The organism is Microbacterium sp. NPDC058342 (assembly GCF_042723935.1).
Lineage (GTDB): Bacteria > Actinomycetota > Actinomycetes > Actinomycetales > Microbacteriaceae > Microbacterium.
On record NZ_JBHXID010000003.1, the window covers coordinates 52823 to 69875 of the forward strand.

13 protein-coding genes are annotated in these 17053 nt (G+C 68.8%); 11 read left to right on the forward strand and 2 right to left on the reverse strand.

The window, feature by feature from the left end; all coding sequences use genetic code 11:
• Positions 1–18: 18 nt before the first annotated feature.
• On the reverse strand, positions 19–3966 hold the full coding sequence (gene hrpA / locus ACFWHT_RS14065; protein WP_378829624.1) for an ATP-dependent RNA helicase HrpA: 3948 nt from the start codon (positions 3964–3966) through the stop codon (positions 19–21).
• 84 nt (positions 3967–4050) lie between these two features.
• On the opposite strand from hrpA, the gene ACFWHT_RS14070 reads away from it, so the two are divergent.
• Complete coding sequence (locus tag ACFWHT_RS14070) at positions 4051–5169, forward strand: heparan-alpha-glucosaminide N-acetyltransferase domain-containing protein (RefSeq protein ID WP_378829626.1); 1119 nt, start codon at positions 4051–4053, stop codon at positions 5167–5169.
• A gap of 53 nt (positions 5170–5222) precedes the next feature.
• Positions 5223–5429, forward strand: coding sequence for a hypothetical protein (locus ACFWHT_RS14075; RefSeq protein WP_378829629.1), 207 nt, complete (start codon positions 5223–5225; stop codon positions 5427–5429).
• 105 nt (positions 5430–5534) lie between these two features.
• Here the strand turns inward: ACFWHT_RS14075 and fgd are convergent, their stop codons facing one another.
• Positions 5535–6566, reverse strand: a complete 1032-nt coding sequence (gene fgd, locus ACFWHT_RS14080) for a glucose-6-phosphate dehydrogenase (coenzyme-F420) (protein ID WP_378830014.1) — start codon at positions 6564–6566, stop codon at positions 5535–5537.
• 91 nt (positions 6567–6657) lie between these two features.
• Between fgd and ACFWHT_RS14085 the strand changes: the two genes are divergently transcribed.
• From ACFWHT_RS14085 to ACFWHT_RS14125, 9 genes are all read left to right on the forward strand, one after another.
• Positions 6658–7017, forward strand: a complete 360-nt coding sequence (locus ACFWHT_RS14085; RefSeq protein WP_378829631.1) for a cupin domain-containing protein — start codon at positions 6658–6660, stop codon at positions 7015–7017.
• A 69-nt stretch (positions 7018–7086) separates the two neighbouring features.
• Complete coding sequence (locus ACFWHT_RS14090) at positions 7087–8523, forward strand: aldehyde dehydrogenase family protein (protein WP_378829633.1); 1437 nt, start codon at positions 7087–7089, stop codon at positions 8521–8523.
• Positions 8520–11321, forward strand: coding sequence for an FAD-binding and (Fe-S)-binding domain-containing protein (locus ACFWHT_RS14095; protein WP_378829635.1), 2802 nt, complete (start codon positions 8520–8522; stop codon positions 11319–11321). Before ACFWHT_RS14090 ends, ACFWHT_RS14095 begins: the two co-directional genes overlap by 4 nt.
• Positions 11322–11451: 130 nt before the next feature.
• Entirely contained in the window at positions 11452–11649 is a 198-nt protein-coding gene (locus ACFWHT_RS14100; RefSeq protein WP_378829637.1) for a 4-oxalocrotonate tautomerase family protein, read from the forward strand.
• A gap of 86 nt (positions 11650–11735) precedes the next feature.
• Positions 11736–12764: an LLM class flavin-dependent oxidoreductase gene (locus ACFWHT_RS14105; RefSeq protein ID WP_378829640.1), complete on the forward strand. Its 1029-nt coding sequence runs from the start codon at positions 11736–11738 to the stop codon at positions 12762–12764.
• The gene (locus tag ACFWHT_RS14110) at positions 12761–13753 is read left to right on the forward strand and encodes a D-2-hydroxyacid dehydrogenase (RefSeq protein WP_378829641.1); all 993 of its coding nucleotides are present in this window, start codon (positions 12761–12763) and stop codon (positions 13751–13753) included. The genes ACFWHT_RS14105 and ACFWHT_RS14110 overlap by 4 nt, the downstream gene beginning before the upstream one ends.
• 68 nt (positions 13754–13821) lie before the next feature.
• On the forward strand, positions 13822–15456 hold the full coding sequence (locus tag ACFWHT_RS14115; RefSeq protein ID WP_378829642.1) for a thiamine pyrophosphate-dependent enzyme: 1635 nt from the start codon (positions 13822–13824) through the stop codon (positions 15454–15456).
• Entirely contained in the window at positions 15456–16508 is a 1053-nt protein-coding gene (locus tag ACFWHT_RS14120) for a phosphoglycerate dehydrogenase (protein ID WP_378829645.1), read from the forward strand. The genes ACFWHT_RS14115 and ACFWHT_RS14120 overlap by 1 nt, the downstream gene beginning before the upstream one ends.
• Positions 16505–17044, forward strand: coding sequence for a type 1 glutamine amidotransferase domain-containing protein (locus ACFWHT_RS14125; RefSeq protein ID WP_378829647.1), 540 nt, complete (start codon positions 16505–16507; stop codon positions 17042–17044). The genes ACFWHT_RS14120 and ACFWHT_RS14125 overlap by 4 nt, the downstream gene beginning before the upstream one ends.
• The last annotated feature ends 9 nt before the right edge of the window (positions 17045–17053 follow it).

Consider the following 17053-nt stretch of genomic DNA (forward strand, 5'->3'; position numbering starts at 1 on the left):
GCTGCCAGGCTAACCCGGTCAGCGCGGAGCGAGGGCCTTCATGATCCGCTGCGGTGACACCGGCTGCGCCGTGCCCAGCCGCTGCGCGAAGACGCTGACCCGGTACTCTTCGAGCAGCCAGCGCACCTCGACCAGCTCGGCGGGCGTGTCGCCTGCGGGCGGGATCGCCCCGCCGGCATCCGCATACGCGTTCGCCATGCGTTCGAACTCGGTCATCCGCGCACGGTCTCTGCCGGGTGCGTCGGCGAGGGTCTTCAGCCGCTCGAGCATGCCGTCCAGGTAGCGGGGCAGGTGGGTGAGGCGCTCCACCCCGGTGTGCGCGATGAACCCGGGCCGGATGAGCCCGCTCAGCTGGGAGCGGATGTCGTTCAGCGGGCCGAGCAGCGCGAGCGAGTTCTGCGACTTGATGCCTCGCTCGACGTCGCGGCTCTTGGTGAGGATGCGGGCGACCAGCGACACGCACGCGAACAGCTCGTCGACGAGGGCGGCGTTCACGGCGTCGCGGACGCGGCGGAACTCGGTGTCGGTTCGGACGACGCCGCCGGGCACCTGCAGCGCGATGAGGTGGCGGACGACCGCCGTGCGCGCATCCTCGATCAGCGCCGCCGCGTTCTGGTACGGCGAGGACGCCAGCGCCAGCTTCTCCGCCGAGGTGAGGTGGTTCTGCACGTAGGAGGCCGGCGACGGCACGTTCAGCAGCACCAGGCGCAGCACGCCCTCGCGGGTGGCGGATGCGGCGGCATCCGCGGTCGCCTCCAGCCGCACCGATACGGTCGCCCCGCGGTCGACGACCGCCGGGTAGCCGCGCACGACCCCGCCGGCGACCTTCGTGTCGAGCACCTCGGGGAGGTCGCCGAAGGTCCAGTCGGTGAGGCCGTCGCGCTCGATCGGGCCGCGGACGGATGCGGCGGCCACCGCCGCGGCGTCCGGCCGGCGCGCGCCCGGGGAGGGGGCGTCATGTCGGGCGATCGACCGCGCCACGCTCTGCCGCGACCGATCGGACAGTCGCTGCTGCAGCGCGACGAGGTCGCGGTCGGACCCGACCACCCGGCCGCGTTCGTCGACCGCGCGGAAGTTCATCAGCAGGTGTCCCGGCACGCGATCGTCGTCGAAGTCGGAGGCCGAGACGGGCTGGTTCGCAAGCGGCTGGATGAGCCTGGCGAGCGCCTGCTTGAGCGAGTGCTCCGGTGCCCCGTCGTGCTTCTCGGGCCCGTGCTCGGCGAGCTGCTCGCCGAAGCGCTCGGCCCAGTCGGCCGCGGGGACCACGTGGCGGCGGATGGCCTTGGGCAGGGCTCGCAGCAGAGCCGTGATGAGCTCGTCGCGCAGGCCGGGCACCTGCCAGTCGAACCCGGTGTCGCGGACCTGCTGCAGCAGCGCGAGCGGAAGCACCACGCTGACACCGTCATCCTCCGCACCCGGTTCGAAGCGGTAGGCGAGCCCCAGCACCTGGTCGTCCTGCGTCCAGCGCGTGGGGAAGTCGGACTGGTCGGCGCGGTCGTCGTCCTCGAGCAGGTCGCTCTCGCGCATGACCAGCAGCTTGGGAGTCTGCGCCAGCGCATCGCGCCACCACTTCTCGAAGGAGCGCACATCGAAGACCTCGTTGGGGATGCGCTCGTCGTAGAAGGCGAACACGGTCTCGTCTCCGGCGAGGATGTCGCGGCGGCGCTCGCGCTCCTCCAGCTTTTCCAGGCGGCGGCGCAGTTCGGCATTCGCACGCCAGAACGCACTGACCCGCTTGTCGATCCGGGACGGGTCCCACTCGCCCTCCACGAGTGCGTGCCGCAGGAACAGCTCGCGCGCGCCGGCGCGGTCGATGCGCGCGAACTGTACGCGCCGCCGTGGAATGATCTCCACCCCGAACAGCGTCACCTTCTCGAAGGCCACGGCGGCGCCGGCATCCTTCGACCAGTGCGGCTCGGTCACCTGCCGCTTGGCGAGATCGCCGGCCAGATCCTCCGCCCAGGCGGGATCGATCGCCGCGACGGTGCGCGCGAACGTGCGCGAGGTCTCCACGATCTCGGCCGCCATGACGGCCTGCGGGGCCTTCCTGCGCAGGCCGGAGCCCGGGAAGATCGAGAAGCGGATGCCCCGGGCGCCGCGGTACTCCGCGAGGCGCCGCCCCTTCTCGCCCTTCTTCGGCTTGTCCTTGTTGGCGCTTCCGGCCGCGGTCCGCTCGTCCAGGATGCCGATCTGCGAGAGCAGGCCGGCGAGGATCGCGCGATGGACGGCATCCGCGTCGGCGGCGGACGCAGCGCCGGTGTGCTTCGGAGCCTTCACCAGCGTTCGCAGCTGACGGTGCACGTCGAACCACTCCCGCACACGCACGTAGTTCAGGTGCTCGCTGCGGCACATCCGGCGAAACGCGCTGGAGCCGAGCTCCTTCTGCTGCTCGCGCAGGTGCTTCCACAGCTTGAGCAGGGAGAGGAAGTCGCTGGTCGGGTCGACGAAGCGGGCGTGCGAGCGGTCGGCCTCGTCGCGCACCGACTGCGGGGCATCGGCGGACGGGCGCTCGCGGACGTCCTGGATGGACAGGCCCGCGACGATCGGCATGACGTCGTGCAGCACGCCGGAGCCGGCGGAAGCTCCCGCGACCAGCATCCGGGCGAACCGCGGATCCATAGGCATCCGGGAGATCTCACGGCCGATCCGGGTGAGCCGCGGCTGCGCGCCGCGTGCGATGTCGACCGCGCCGATCTCGGTGAGCAGGTCGAGGGCCGCCTTGACGCCGCGCGAGTCCGGGGGAGTGAGGAACGGGAACTCGGTGATGTCGCCGAAGCCGAGCGAGAGCATCTGCAGAACGACCGACGCGAGCGAGGTGCGCAGGATCTCGGGCTCGGTGAACTCCGGTCTCTTCGCGAAGTCGTCCTCGCCGTACAGGCGGATCGCGATGCCGTCGCTCGTGCGTCCGGCGCGTCCCGAGCGCTGGTTCGCGGATGCCTGCGACACGGCCTCGATGGGAAGGCGCTGCACCTTCGAACGTGCGCTGTAGCGCGAGATGCGGGCCGTGCCCGTGTCGACGACGTACTTGATGCCGGGTACCGTGAGGCTGGTCTCGGCGACATTGGTGGCCAGGATGATGCGGCGGCGCAGCCCCGCGACGCTCGAGCGCTCGAAGACGCGATGCTGCTCCGCCGCCGACAGACGTCCGTAGAGCGGCAGCACCTCCACGGGCGCGCTCCCGGAGCGGTAAGCGCCGCGAACGGCCTCGGCGGCGTCTCGGATCTCGGCCTCGCCCGGCAGGAACACCAGCACATCGCCGGGCGCCTCGCTGTCGAGTTCGCGCAGGGCCGCGACCATCGCGGTGACCTCGTCCTCCGGCTCCTTCTGCGACGCCGACATCGCGCTGTCGCCCTGCTGCTCGTCGACCAGCGGCCGGTACCGGATTTCGACCGGGAAGGTACGGCCGGATACCTCGATGATCGGTGCCGGGCTGTCGTCGGGGGCGGCGAAATGCGCGGCGAAGCTCTCGGGATCGATCGTCGCCGAAGTGATGATCACCTTCAGGTCGGGCCGCTCCGGCAGGATGCGGCGCAGGTAGCCGAGCAGGAAGTCCACATTCAGTGAGCGCTCGTGCGCCTCGTCGATGATGATCGTGTCGTAGCGGCGCAGCAGTCGGTCACGGTGGATCTCGTTGAGGAGGATCCCGTCGGTCATCAGCGCGATGCGGGTGGCATCCGACACCTGATCGGTGAAGCGCACCTTGTAGCCGACCAGATCGCCCAGCTCGACGTGCAGCTCCTCGGCGACGCGCTCGGCGATCGTGCGGGCGGCCAGCCGGCGCGGCTGGGTGTGCGCGATGCGCTCACGGCCCAGTTCCAAGCAGATCTTCGGCAGCTGAGTGGTCTTGCCCGACCCGGTCGCTCCGGCCACGATCACGACCTGATGATCGCGGATCGCGTCGGCGATCTCCTCGCGGGCGGCGCTGACCGGCAGCAGCGGAGGATAGGTGATGACGGGCGAGGACATGACCCTCCATCGTACGACGTGCGAGATGGCGGGACGTCCGCCGCCTCTCGCTGCTCGCCGGGCACCGCCGCATAGAATCTGGGAGTGACGCTCCCGGAACACCACGCCGCGCCCGTCGTCCGACGCATCGACGTCAGGGCATGGTGGACCGGGTTCGGTCGTCCGCCGCGGATCATGGGTCTCGACGTCGCGCGCAGTCTGGCCGTGCTCGGGATGATGGCCGCGCACATGCTCTCCACCCCCGAGCTGTCGCTGCTCGAGCCGCACACATGGGGAGCGCTGGTGCACGGACGCTCATCGATCCTCTTCGCCGTGCTCGCCGGCGTTTCGATCTCGCTCATGACGGGTCGCGGCGAGACTCCCGGTCCCGAGCGCGCTGCCGTGTTGCGCGTGGGCCTGATCGCCCGGGGCGGCGTCGTCTTCCTCATCGGCCTGATGCTCGAACTGCTCGGCACGCCCATCGCCGTGATCCTCACCGTGTACGGCGCCCTGTACATCGCGGCGACCGCGTTCATCCGCTGGCGGACGGCATCCCTGCTGATCGGATCAGCGGTGCTGGCGCTGGCGGGCCCGCCGGTGCTGGCTCTCATGCAGGTGATCACCCTCGGCACCGGCGGGGCCGGAGTCGACCTCGTGCTCTTCGGCACCTACCCGGTGACGGTCTGGCTCGCGCTGATACTGGGCGGGATGGCGATCGGGCGGATGCGCCTCGACGGCGTCCGCGAGAAGGCGAGTCTGCTCACCGTGGGACTCGTGCTCGCGGCGGTCGGGTACGGGGTCGGCGCGCTCGCGGGCACGGCCGCGTCGGAGCAGGGATCGCCCTCGTCTTCGGTCACGGACTCGAGCGTCGATTCGAGCAGCGACCCGGGATCCGTCGCACTGCCGACCGGCGTCGACCCGGAGGAGATCGACTTCGCCGGCGCCCTCTGCGACGACTACGGCGACGGTTACATCAGCTGCTACCCCGAGGACGACCCGAGCCTGGAAGACGACGTCGGGTTCGAAGAGACGTCGGACACGACAGCGTGGGCGGACCACTTCACGCAGGTCGCCGAGCAGGATCCGTGGCGAAGCGCTGTCGGAGCGCTCACGGCGGTGGATCCGCACTCGGGTGGCGCTGACGAGATCGTCGGCTCGGGCGGCTTCGCCGTCATGGTGATCGCGCTGTGCCTGCTGGCCTGCGGCCACTGCGCATGCTGCTGATCCCACTGGCGGCACTGGGCTCCATGCCCCTCACGGCATACAGTGCGCATGTCGTGTCCTACCCGCTGATCGCCGGCCCGGGCAGCAGCATCGACTCGATCGCGGTCTGGGCGTGGACCGCCGGCGCGATGATGGTCACGGCGACACTGTGGTCGATCGGTCATCGCCGCGGGCCGCTGGAGGCGCTCACGGCGCGGGTCTCCGACGCGGCGACGTCTCCCTTGCGACTGCCGATCGCCGGTATGGCATCGCGGCCATGATGACGACTGATGTTCGCGGATCGCGTCGGCGAACTCCTCGCGTGCTGCGCTGACCGCAAGAGTGCTCTGCGATGGCCCGACGCCGTCGCAGAGCACTCCGAGCTGTCAGGCTCGCGCTCCGAGCTCGCGCAACGGCGCGAGCAGATCGTCACGGAACTGGTGCAGGAAGCGGGTCTGGTCGTGCCCAGGGCCGTGGAAGACGAGGTGGTTGAACCCAGCCTCCACGTAGGGGGCGACCTGTTCGACGACCTGCTCAGGGGTGGAGGCGACGATCCAGCGCTTCGTCACCTGTTCCAGCGGCAGCTCATCGGCGGCGCGCTCCATCTCGATCGGGTCGTCGATGCTGTGCTTCTGCTCCGGGGTGAGCGAGAGCGGCGCCCAGAAGCGGGTGTTCTCTCGGGCGGTCTCGGGGTCGCGATCATACGACAGCTTGATCTCGATGAGACGGTCGACCTCACGCTCCGGGTTCCCGGACTGCGCGCGACCCTCCTCGACCGCAGGCATCAGCTTGTCGTTGTAGAGATCCATGCCCTTGCCCGAAGTGCAGATGAAGCCGTCGCCGTGGCGTCCCGCGTACCGCGCGACGAAGGGACCCCCGGCGGCGATGTAGATCGGGATCTGCGTCGCCGGGACGTCATAGATCGAGGCGCCCACCGTTCGGTAGTACGTGCCTTCGTGGTCGATGCGTTCACCGCTCCAGAGCTTGCGCATGAGGTCGATGGACTCGCGCAGGCGCCCGAAGCGCTCCTTGAACTCCGGCCATTCGCCGATGTAGCCGGTGGCGATCTCGTTGAGGGCCTCGCCGGTGCCGACGCCGAGGATGACGCGTCCGGGGAAGAGGCAGCCGAACGTCGCGAAGGCCTGCGCCACGACGGCCGGGTTGTATCGGAATGTGGGGGTGAGCACGCTGGTGCCGAGGACGATGCGCTCGGTCCGCTCACCCGCCGCAGCGAGCCAAGCGAGGGAGAACGGTGCGTGACCGCCGTTGTAGCGCCAGGGCTGGAAGTGATCGCTGACCATGGCCGAGTCGAGTCCGATCTCCTCGGCGAGAACGGTGTAGTCGACCAGCTCGCGCGGGCCGAACTGCTCGGCTGAGGCCTTGTAGCCGAGGCGGAATGAGGTGCTGCCCATTTGCATTGAGTCCTTTCTCACGTAACATGCTACATGTTACACATAAACAGCCGTCGGATCGAGAGGGAATCCGCGGCAACGGCGAAGAGGAGCGATGATGACCACCTTCTACACACTCACCGATGTCGTCCAGGAGCAGCTGACCCCGTCGGCCGCCCCGCCGATCATTCTCGAGGGCGACCCCCAGGCGACCAAGCGCGTTCTGCACCGCGACGGCGATACCGAGATCGGGATCTGGGAGTGCACTCCCGGCGTTTTCCGCTCCGAGAAGAAGGGCATTTCGGAGTTCATGCACTTCGTGACCGGCGCCGGTCGTATCGAGCACGCCGACGGCACCACGACGATCATCGAGCCCGGTGCCGTGCTGCACGTGCACAGCGGATACGTGGGCACCTGGTACGTCGAGGAGCCGGTCCGCAAGGTGTACACGGCGATCGAGAAGCCGGACGAGGCGTGAGCGGGGCGCCGTCGATGTCCCGAACAGCCAGGCATCCGAGGCGGGAGGCATCACGTGTCCGGTTCCGCCGTGGCTGAGTTCGGCAGTTTCATCGCTGGCGAGTGGACGACAGCTGCCGAGTATCGGGAGAACATCAACCCCTCCGATCGCTCGGATGTCATCGGCCGGTTTGCGCTGGCCGGCCCGGCCGACCTCGACCGTGCAGTAGAAGCTGCCCGAGGCGCCTTCGCGACCTGGTCTGGGACGTCGCCCGCGCACCGCGCGGACCTGCTGGAGCGCGTCGCCTCGCGCATCCTCGCCGATGTCGAGGCGCTCGCGGAGCTCCTCGCCCGTGAAGAGGGCAAGACCCGCGCGGAGGCACGCGGGGAGGTCATTCGGGCGGCGCACATCTTCCGCTTCTTCGCAGGCGAGGCGCTGCGCCTGACCGGCGAGCAACAGGCCTCCGTACGTCCAGGAGTGACCGTCACGGTTCATCGCGAGCCGCTCGGTGTGATCGGCGTCATCACACCGTGGAACTTCCCGATCGCCATTCCTGCCTGGAAATGCGCCCCCGCTCTCGCCTACGGAAACACGGTCGTGCTCAAACCGGCCGCTCTCGTGCCGGCGAGCGCGCACGCTCTCGCCCGCATCATCGAGGATTCGGGCTTCCCACCCGGCGTCTTCAATCTGGTGACCGGCTCGGGGTCCGTGATCGGCGGTGCTCTCGCGGCGCACGAGGGCATCGACGCGATCACCTTCACCGGGTCGGAGGAGGTCGGCATCGGCATCGCCCGCGAGGGCGCCGCCGCGCTGCGCCCGGTCCAGCTCGAGCTCGGCGGCAAGAACGCCCTGATCGTGGCGGACGACGCTGATCTCGACATCGCCGTGTCGTGCGCGATCGACGGCGCGTTCTTCGCCACGGGCCAGCGCTGCACCGCATCGAGCAGGATCATCGTGATGGAAGCGATCCACGATCGCTTCACCGCAGCATTCCGGGAACGCGCCCTCGCACTGCGGGTCGGGCACGCACTGCAAGAGGGCACCGAGATCGGCCCCGTCGTCGACGAGGCGCAGCTGCGCTCCGATGTCGCGTACATCGAGGGCGCCAAAGACACCCCCGGTGCGGTTGTACACGGCGGTGAGCTGCTCGAGCTCTCCACGAGAGGCAACTTCCTCCGTCCGGCCGTCGTGGAAGGGCTCGACGCGACCGCACCGCTGAACCGCGAGGAGGTCTTCGGCCCGGTCGCCGGCGTGCTCCGCGCGGACGATTACGATCACGCCGTGCACCTCGCCAACGACACCCCGTACGGACTGGTCGCCGGCATATGCACGACCTCGCTCGCTCGTGCAGCCGACTTCCAGCGGCGCTCCGACACCGGGATGGTCATGGTGAACCTCCCGACCGCCGGCGTCGACCCGCACGTGCCGTTCGGAGGCAGGAAGCGATCGAGCCACGGTCCGAAGGAGCAGGGCACCCACGCCAGGGAGTTCTTCACCCAGCTCAAGACCGCGTACGTGAGGCCATGACGGCCGACCTCGACGCGGCCGACCTCGCGCATGCGCTGCAGCGTCAGGTCGCGGGCGAAGTCTGGGCCTCGTCGGCGAGGCGCGCGCAATACTCGTCGGATGCTTCCAACTATCGAGTTCCGCCCCAGGTGGTGGTCGCACCGCGCGACGTCGACGACGTTCTCGCGATCGTCGACGTCGCGCGAAGGCGAGGCGCGCCGCTGACGATGCGCGGCGCCGGCACGTCGGTGGCGGGAAACGCGATCGGGACCGGGATAGTCGTCGACACGTCAGTACATCTCAATCGGGTGCGCGAGATCGACCCCGAAGGTGCGACGGCGCTCGTCGAGCCGGGGGCGGTGCTCGCCCGGATCAACGACGCCGCGCGTGCGCACGGTCTGCGCTTCGGGCCCGATCCGTCCACGCACGCGCGAGCGACGATCGGCGGCGTCCTCGGCAACAACGCCTGCGGCGCACACGCCCTCGCGTACGGACGCGCCGCGGACAACGTGATCGAGCTCGACGTCGTCGATGGGCGCGGCAGTCGATACGTCGCAGCCGACAAGCTGGATCCCGTACCGGGACTCGAGCGACTGGTGCGCGACAATCTGAGCATCCTGCGGACGGAGCTCGGCCGTTTCGGGCGTCAGGTCAGTGGGTACTCGCTGGAGCACCTCCTTCCGGAGAACGGCTCTTCGCTGGCCAGGGCGCTCGTGGGAACGGAGGGGACGGCCGCCATCACTCTCGGCGCGCGCGTCCGGCTCGTCCCGCTTGCACCCGCGCCGGCGCTCGTCGTGCTCGGCTACCCCGACATGGCGGCCGCCGCGGATGCCGTGCCGGCAGTGCTTGCGCATCGTCCCCTGGCGATCGAGGGACTCGACGCCCGGCTCGTGGACGTGATCCGACGCCATCAGGGCGTCGATTCCGTGCCTGAGCTTCCCCGCGGTGGCGGCTGGCTTCTCATCGAGGTCGGCGGCCAGAACCAGGAGATCTCGTTGGCGGCCGCGAGAGCTCTCGTGCGTGACGCCGGCGCGCTCGACTCTCGCCTGCTACCGGCCGGCCCCGACGCCGCGCGACTCTGGCGAATCCGCGAAGACGGCGCCGGGCTCGCGGGACGCACGCCGTCTGGAGCGCAGGCGTGGCCGGGCTGGGAGGATGCGGCGGTCCCGCCAGAGCGGCTGGGAGCATACTTGCGCGACTTCGAGTCGCTCATGGCCGAGCACGGCGTCGAGGGTCTGCCCTACGGGCATTTCGGCGACGGATGTGTCCATGTACGGCTGGACCTGCCATTGGACCCCGACCAGGGTGGACTGCGACGGTTCATGACCGACGCGGCGCAGCTGGTCATCTCACATGGCGGCTCGCTCTCCGGCGAGCACGGTGATGGACGCGCCCGGGGCGAGTTGCTCTCGCTCATGTACTCGCCGGAAGCTGTAGAGCTGTTCGGCCGCTTCAAAGCCTTGTTCGATCCCGACGACGTGATGAACCCGGGGATCATCGTCAGACCGGCGCCGGTCGACGCGGACCTGCGTCGACCCGCCGCGCTACCGATGCTGCGCGCAGGCGGATTCGCCTTCGCCGACGACGGGGGAGACTTCACCAAGGCCGTGCACCGCTGCGTGGGCGTGGGCAAGTGCCGCGCGACGGAGGGCGGATTCATGTGTCCGTCGTTCCGCGCCACCTCGGACGAGAACGATGTCACCCGCGGGCGGGCGCGCACGCTTCAGGAGATGGTGAACGGCACGCTGGTGACGGACGGGTGGAGGTCGTCCGAAGTGCACGAGGCGCTTGACCTCTGTCTCAGCTGCAAGGCATGCGCAAGCGAGTGCCCTGCCGGCGTCGACATGGCGCAGTACAAGTCCGAGGTTCTGTACCGCAGCTATCGCGGCCGGCTGCGGCCGCGCGCGCACTATGTCCTCGGCTGGCTACCCCGCTGGGCCCGGCTGGCGTCGATAGCGCCGGGACTGGCCAACGCCGCCATGCGGATCGCGCCCGTGCGCCGTCTCCTTCTGCGCGCCGGTGGGATGGATCCCCGACGGAGCGTTCCCGCGTTCGCTTCCCGCGCGTCGCGCCGCATCCTGCCTCGCCCGGCCAGCGGCGCGGGTGGCGAGCGCCGCGTCGTTCTGTGGGGGGACTCGTTCAGTGCCGCCTTCCGCCCCCCAGCCGTGGCGGCGATGCGTCGCGTGCTGGAGAGCGCGGGATACACGGTGATCATCCCCGAGGCTCAACTGTGCTGCGGACTCACGTGGATCAGCACGGGTCAGCTGGACGGCGCGCGCCGCCGGCTGCGCCAGCTCGTCGAAGGTCTCACGACCTATGCCAGGGAGGGTGTCCCGATCGTGGGCGTCGAGCCATCCTGCACCGCGGTGCTGCGCAGCGATCTGAAGGAGCTTCTCCCGGACGATCCGCGTGCACACCAGGTGGCCGCGGCAACGGTGACACTGGCGGAACTGCTGGATCGCACCCCGCAGTGGTCGCCGCCGGACTTGAGCGATGTCACCCTGATCGTGCAGCCGCACTGTCACCAGCACGCCGTCATGGGCTTCGACGCGGATCGCCGACTGCTCGCCCGCAGCGGCGCGAGCGTGCAGGAGCTGCAAGGGTGCTGCGGGCTCGCTGGGAACTTCGGGATGGAGGCGGGACACTACGAGACCTCGGTGGCCGTGGCCGAGCTCGCATTGCTGCCGGCGTTGCGATCGCGTGGCGAACGAACCGTCTTGCTCGCCGACGGGTTCTCGTGCCGGACGCAGGCGGAGCAGCTTGGCGATGTGCAGGGGATGACCCTTCCGGAGCTGTTGGCTTCATCGCTCCCGGAGTGAGCGGATTGTTCTCCGAGGACTTCCGCTCGCCGCAGCTTACATGTAACATGTTAGATGTCACCGAGGCAGGTGAGGCGGTCGGATCGAACAGGATTCCCGACTGCGAGCTCAAGGAAGAGAGGCACGATCAGTGGCATTCGTACGCGTCGACATCGCAAGTCGGAGTCAGGAACAGCGGGAGGCGATCATCGCCGGCATCACGGATGTGATGGTGGACAACGGCGCCCGACTGGAGAACGTTCAGGTTCTCCTGGTGGAGCACAGCCCGAAGATGTGGGGCACCCATGGGACCACCTTCCACAAGCATCTGGGCCTGCCGGACGACTGAGCCGCATCCGACCCGCTTCCCGGGCCGGTGACCAAGACGACTCCGCGGCGCACAAGGCGCGGCGGAATGACCAGAAAGGACGAGAAATGGCTGGAGAGAGTGTCGAGGAGATCCTCAAGAAGCTGAGGGTGTACCTCTTCCCGTGGGGCGCAGACGGCCCCAGCATCGATTCCATGGTGGAGTTCGCACAGAAGGCCGAGGAGCTCGGTTTCGAGGCGATCCACGTGCCATGGCACTTCACGATGCCCAAGACGGCCAGCTTCGCGGCGTTCGGCACCCGGTACCTGTTCGACCCGCTGGTGCTGATGCCGATCATCGCGCGTGAGACCAAGCGCATCAAGGTCGCGTTCGAGTTCGTCGCGCCGACGCTGCACCCCTTCGTGTGGGCGCAGTACTTCTCCACGCTCGACAACGCGTCCAACGGCCGCGCCGTCGCCGTCCCCGTGCTCGGCTGGTGGGACGAGGACTTCTCGGTCGGTATGGTCAAGACCACTGAGCGCGGCCGCCGGATGGACGAGGCGATGTCGACCTTCCGTCACCTGTGGAACGGCGAGGAGATCACCGAGGCGGGTCGCATCTGGGACTCCACCGGTCTCGAAATCACGCCGCGCCCCGTGCAGGAGCGCCTTCCGATGTGGGTCGGGGGCGGGGAGAAGTCCCTCAACCGCACCGCGAAGTGGGCGGACGCGTTCTACCCGCTGTTCCCGACTCCGGACGAGATCCGCAACGAGCTGCTCCCCACGCTCCGTGGGAAGGACGAGGAGTTCGGCCGTACTACTCCGCTTGAGCTGGCCGCCGTCAACTACGGCATGATCAGCGACGACGAGAACTGGATCAAGGAGTGGGCTCTGCCGCGCCTCCTGGCCCGCATCAACGGCATCACCTTCGAGGAGGCGCTCACCCGTATCGACGACAAGACGCTCAACCGTCCGGAAGAGCGCCTGATGATCGGCTCGGCAGAGCAGGCTGCTCAGCGACTGCGCGAGAACCTCGATGCAGGCGTAGACCACCTCGTCCTCGATTTCTACCTCCACGGCTGGGAGGATTCGAAGTTCGGCATCGAGCACATGACGCGCTTCGCGAAGGAAGTCGTCCCGCTCGCTGCAGCGAAGTGAGCACTGACTCACCCCCGAAGGTTCTGGTCGCGCTCCGCCCCACCGGGGCGGAGCCGCCGGGCCTGCGGGAGAAGGTGGACGGACTGGCCGATCTACGCTTCGTCGTGGACGCGGGCCAGATCGCCGCGGAGTCCGAGGACGTCGAAGCGGTGTTCGTCTGGAACTTCCGCTCCACCGTCGTGCCGGATGCCGTTCACCGGCTTCCCAAACTGAACTGGGTCCACGTCGCCGCGGTCGGCGTGGATGCATCCCTCTCCGATGAGGTGCGAAGTCGTGGCATCCGCTTCACGAACTCTCGCGGAGTGACAGCGGAGTCGATGGCCGAGTTCGCGCTGTCGTTCCTCCTCGCCTTCGCGAAGGATCTGCCGCGGTTCACGGCAGACAAGCAGGCGCGGGTGTGGAACCCGGTGGAGACCCGGATGCTGTCGGGCTCCGATCTGGTGGTCGTGGGCATGGGCGCCGTCAGCCGCGAGCTGGCGCGCCGCGCGCAGGCGCTGGGTATGACCGTCACCGGCGTAGGCCGACGCCCGCGCACGGAGCCGGTCGAGCACTTCGACAGCGTGGTCACACAGGACGAGCTGCGCGAGGTCCTCGGCAACGCCGACTACGTCGTGCTCGCCACGCCCCTCACTGCGAAGACCGAGGGGATGTTCGGTCCCGAGGAGTTCGCCGCGATGTCGTCCGAAGCGGTGCTGGTGAACATCGGCAGGGGACCGGTCGTGCAGGAGGAAGCACTCCTTCAGGCGCTGCGCTCCGGCGGCATCCGAGGAGCGGCACTCGATGTCGTCCCGCGCGAGCCGCTCGCACCCGACCACGAGCTGTGGAGTATGCAGAACGTCATTCTGACTCCGCACATCTCCGCCGACTTCCGCGGCTGGGAGGCGGCGATGGTCGACCTCTTCATCGACAACCTTCGCCGCTGGATCGACAGCCGACCGCTTCGCAACGTCGTCGACCTCGAGATGGGCTACGCGCCCCTGGACACCTGACGGTCCTTCGGACCTCGCGAACACAGCGCTGCGATGACGCAGACAGACAGAGAGGAACCTCAGTTCCGATGACTATGACCGTAGGCCAGATCATCGTCGAGGCGATCTGCGCGGAGGGCGTGGACCACGTCTTCTGCGTGCCGGGCGAGAGCTACCTGCCTGTGCTCGACGCTTTCAACGACGTGCCCGGGATCACACTGGTGACCACCCATCACGAGGAGGGCGCCGGCTTCATGGCTGACGCGTGGTCCCGCACACGCGGGCTTCCCGGCGTGTTCATGGTGACCCGCGGGCCCGGTGTCACGCACGCGGCGATCGCGCTGCATGCCGCACGGCAGGATTCGACGCCGCTGGTCCTGCTGGTCGGTCAGGTGCCGAAGGACGACGAGGGTCGCGAGAGCTTCCAGGAGATGGATCTGCTCGCCCTCGGCGACCTCATCGGCAAGGGGTCCGTGAAGATCACCGAGGGTGATCGGGCTGCGGAGCAGATCCAGCGCGCGTTCTACCTGGCCCGTGCGGGCCGCCCGGGACCGGTCGTGGTCAGCCTGCCCGAGGACGTCGGGTACGAGACGACCGAGATCGTCAAGGTCGCAAAGCAGCGGGTGCCGCTTCCGGCGGCGTCGGAGAGCGACATCGGGTCGGTGACCCGGCTGCTCCGCGATGCGGCTTCGGTGGCCTTCGTGATCGGGGGCGGCTGCGCCGATGAGACGATCCGCGACGATCTCGTCGCGCTCGCCGAGGCGAGCGGAGCGGTCGTCTACTGCGGATGGCGCCGCTTCGATACATTCCCGAACGGGCACGACCATTTCGCCGGGAACCTCCCGTGGCTGCCCGAGCACCTGCTGGTGCCGCTGCGGGAGGCGGACCTCATCGTGGGCATCGGGACGAGGATGGGTGACTTCTCCAGCATCAGCTACTCCGTCCCCGGGACGGCTCAGAAGTTCGTGCAGATCGACTTGAGCGCGGAGGCGATGTCGCCGGTGCGCAACCCCGATGTGCCCATCGTGGGTGACGCGGGTGACACGGTGACTCGGCTGCTCGAAGCTCTGAGCACGGATCCGATCTCGCCCGCACGTCGCGCCGAGCGCGCCGCCGGCGCCCGGCGCGCCCACGACGCGTACATCGCATCGTCCGTGCCCGAGGAGTCCACCGACGACTTCTTCGACATCCCCCGTGCGATGGTGGAGCTGCGCGAGGAGCTGCCGGACGACGCCGTGGTCACCTCCGATGCCGGCTCCTTCGCCAGCTATCTCAACCGCTACTACCGGTGGGAACGCGCCAGGACGTTCTTCGGCACGACCTCCGGATCGATGGGATACGCCGTCCCGTCGGCGGTGGGTGCGAAATTCGCTGCTCCGGAGCGCACGGTGATCGCCGTCGCCGGTGACGGAGGGTTCGCGATGACCATGAGCGAGGTGCACACCGCGGTACGGCTCGGCCTGAAAGGCCTGGTCTTCCTCGTCTTCGACAACGGGACGTACGGCACGATCCGGGCCCACCAGACCCGCGTCTTCCCCGGCCGGGAGATCGGCGTCGACCAGGCGAGCATGGATCTCGTCGCCGTTGCCGAGGGGATGGGCGCATCCGCCCATCGCGTGCGCACCAACGACGAGTTCCTGCCTGCGTTGCGAGCTGCCGTCGACGCAGGGCGGCCTGCCATCATCCAGGTGCACACGTCACCCGTCCAGATCGGGGCCTGGTGATGAGCACACCTCCGCAGGTCGGGCCGCGCACGGTCCTCGTCACCTGGGTCGACTTCCCGGGTGACGATTCGCCGCAGGTGCACCGGCTCCGTGAGGTGGGCCTGGAGCTGCGTCGTGCTCCACGACTGGGCGAGCGCAGTGTCGAGGAGATGATCCGGCTTGCGCGCGGTTGTGAGGCAGCGATCGTCAGCACGGACCCCTTCCCCCGGGAGTTCTTCGAGGCGGTGCCGGAGATGCGCGTCATCAGCCGCGTCGGGGTCGGCAGCGATGCGATCGATCTGCTGGCCGCTGAGCAGCACGGCGTCGCCGTGACCATCGCGCGGGGCACCAACGAGGAGGCGGTCGCCGATCATACGATCGGACTCATGCTGTCGGTGCTGCGCAAGATCCCCGCGATGGATGCCTCCGTCCGTCACGAGGAGTGGCACCGGGTCGACCCGTGGCTCGGCAACGACCTGCACGGCAAGACCGTCGGCCTTCTCGGACTCGGCCGCATCGCACGACTCGTCATCGATCGTCTCCGCGGTTTCGGCGTGGAGACGATCGGCTACGACCCGTACTCCTCGCCGCCCCCGGGAGTGCGCGCCGCCGACCTGCATGAGGTCATCAGCGGCGCTGACATCCTGTCGCTGCACCTTCCCCTCACGCCGGAGACCCGCGGGTGCATCGGGCGCGACGAGATCGCCCTGATGCGTCCCGGCGCCGTCCTCATCAACACTGCACGCGGGGGCGTCGTCGACGAGGATGCTCTCGCTGAGGCTCTGCGCGAAGGACGCATCGCCGGCGCCGGTCTCGATGTGTTCGGCGTGGAGCCGCCGGTGCGCAGCCCGCTGCTCGGTCTGACGCGGTCCACGGTCCTCACCCCGCACATCGGCGGTCTGTCCCGTGAGGCGATCGTCGACATGGTGGCCCACGCCACCGACGCCGTCGTCGACGTGATGAGCGGTCGCAAGCCGCGCGACGTCGTCAACAATCCCCACCCCGCTCCCTGGGAGGCAGGCGTTCTGTCGCCCGCCGAATCGGGCGCGTACTCAGAAAGGAACGAACGATGAGCAAGACACTCAGCGGCGTCCGCGTCGCCATCCTCGCGGAGGACCTGTACGAGGATTCGGAGCTGTGGTACCCGTACTACCGGCTTCTCGAGGAAGGTGCTGATGTCACCATCGTCGGCAGCGGTCGCCAGGAGACTTTCAAGGGCAAGCTGGGGATGCCGGTCAAGGCCGACGTCTCGATCGACGACGTGAGCTCCGACCAGTTCGACGGCGTCATCGTCCCCGGCGGCTTCTCGCCGGACTACATGCGTCGCAAGCCGCCGATGATCGACTTCATCCGCGAGATCGGCGAGGCGGGCAAGCCCGTCGGCGCCATCTGCCACGGCGCCTGGGCGCTGACCTCGGCTCAGCTCGTGCGCGGGCGCAACATCGCGTGCTACTTCTCCATCCGCGACGACGTCGAGGGCGCCGGCGGTACGTTCGTCGACGAGGCGGTCGTGGTGGACGGCAACGTGATCACCTCGCGGATCCCCGACGACCTCCCGGCCTTCATGCCTCCGATCATCGAGGCGCTCGCCCGGGCGAAGTCCTCTTGAGGCCGCGGC

What these genes read in the sequence shown, in the direction of transcription:
- ACFWHT_RS14105 (WP_378829640.1), top strand. Translation starts at nt 11,736, where the DNA reads ATGGCTGGAGAGAGTGTCGAGGAGATCCTCAAGAAGCTGAGGGTGTAC.
- ACFWHT_RS14115 (WP_378829642.1), top strand. Translation starts at nt 13,822, where the DNA reads ATGACTATGACCGTAGGCCAGATCATCGTCGAGGCGATCTGCGCGGAG.
- ACFWHT_RS14120 (WP_378829645.1), top strand. Translation starts at nt 15,456, where the DNA reads ATGAGCACACCTCCGCAGGTCGGGCCGCGCACGGTCCTCGTCACCTGG.
- ACFWHT_RS14085 (WP_378829631.1), top strand. Translation starts at nt 6,658, where the DNA reads ATGACCACCTTCTACACACTCACCGATGTCGTCCAGGAGCAGCTGACC.
- ACFWHT_RS14125 (WP_378829647.1), top strand. Translation starts at nt 16,505, where the DNA reads ATGAGCAAGACACTCAGCGGCGTCCGCGTCGCCATCCTCGCGGAGGAC.
- fgd (WP_378830014.1), bottom strand. Translation starts at nt 6,566, where the DNA reads ATGCAAATGGGCAGCACCTCATTCCGCCTCGGCTACAAGGCCTCAGCC.
- ACFWHT_RS14095 (WP_378829635.1), top strand. Translation starts at nt 8,520, where the DNA reads ATGACGGCCGACCTCGACGCGGCCGACCTCGCGCATGCGCTGCAGCGT.
- hrpA (WP_378829624.1), bottom strand. Translation starts at nt 3,966, where the DNA reads ATGTCCTCGCCCGTCATCACCTATCCTCCGCTGCTGCCGGTCAGCGCC.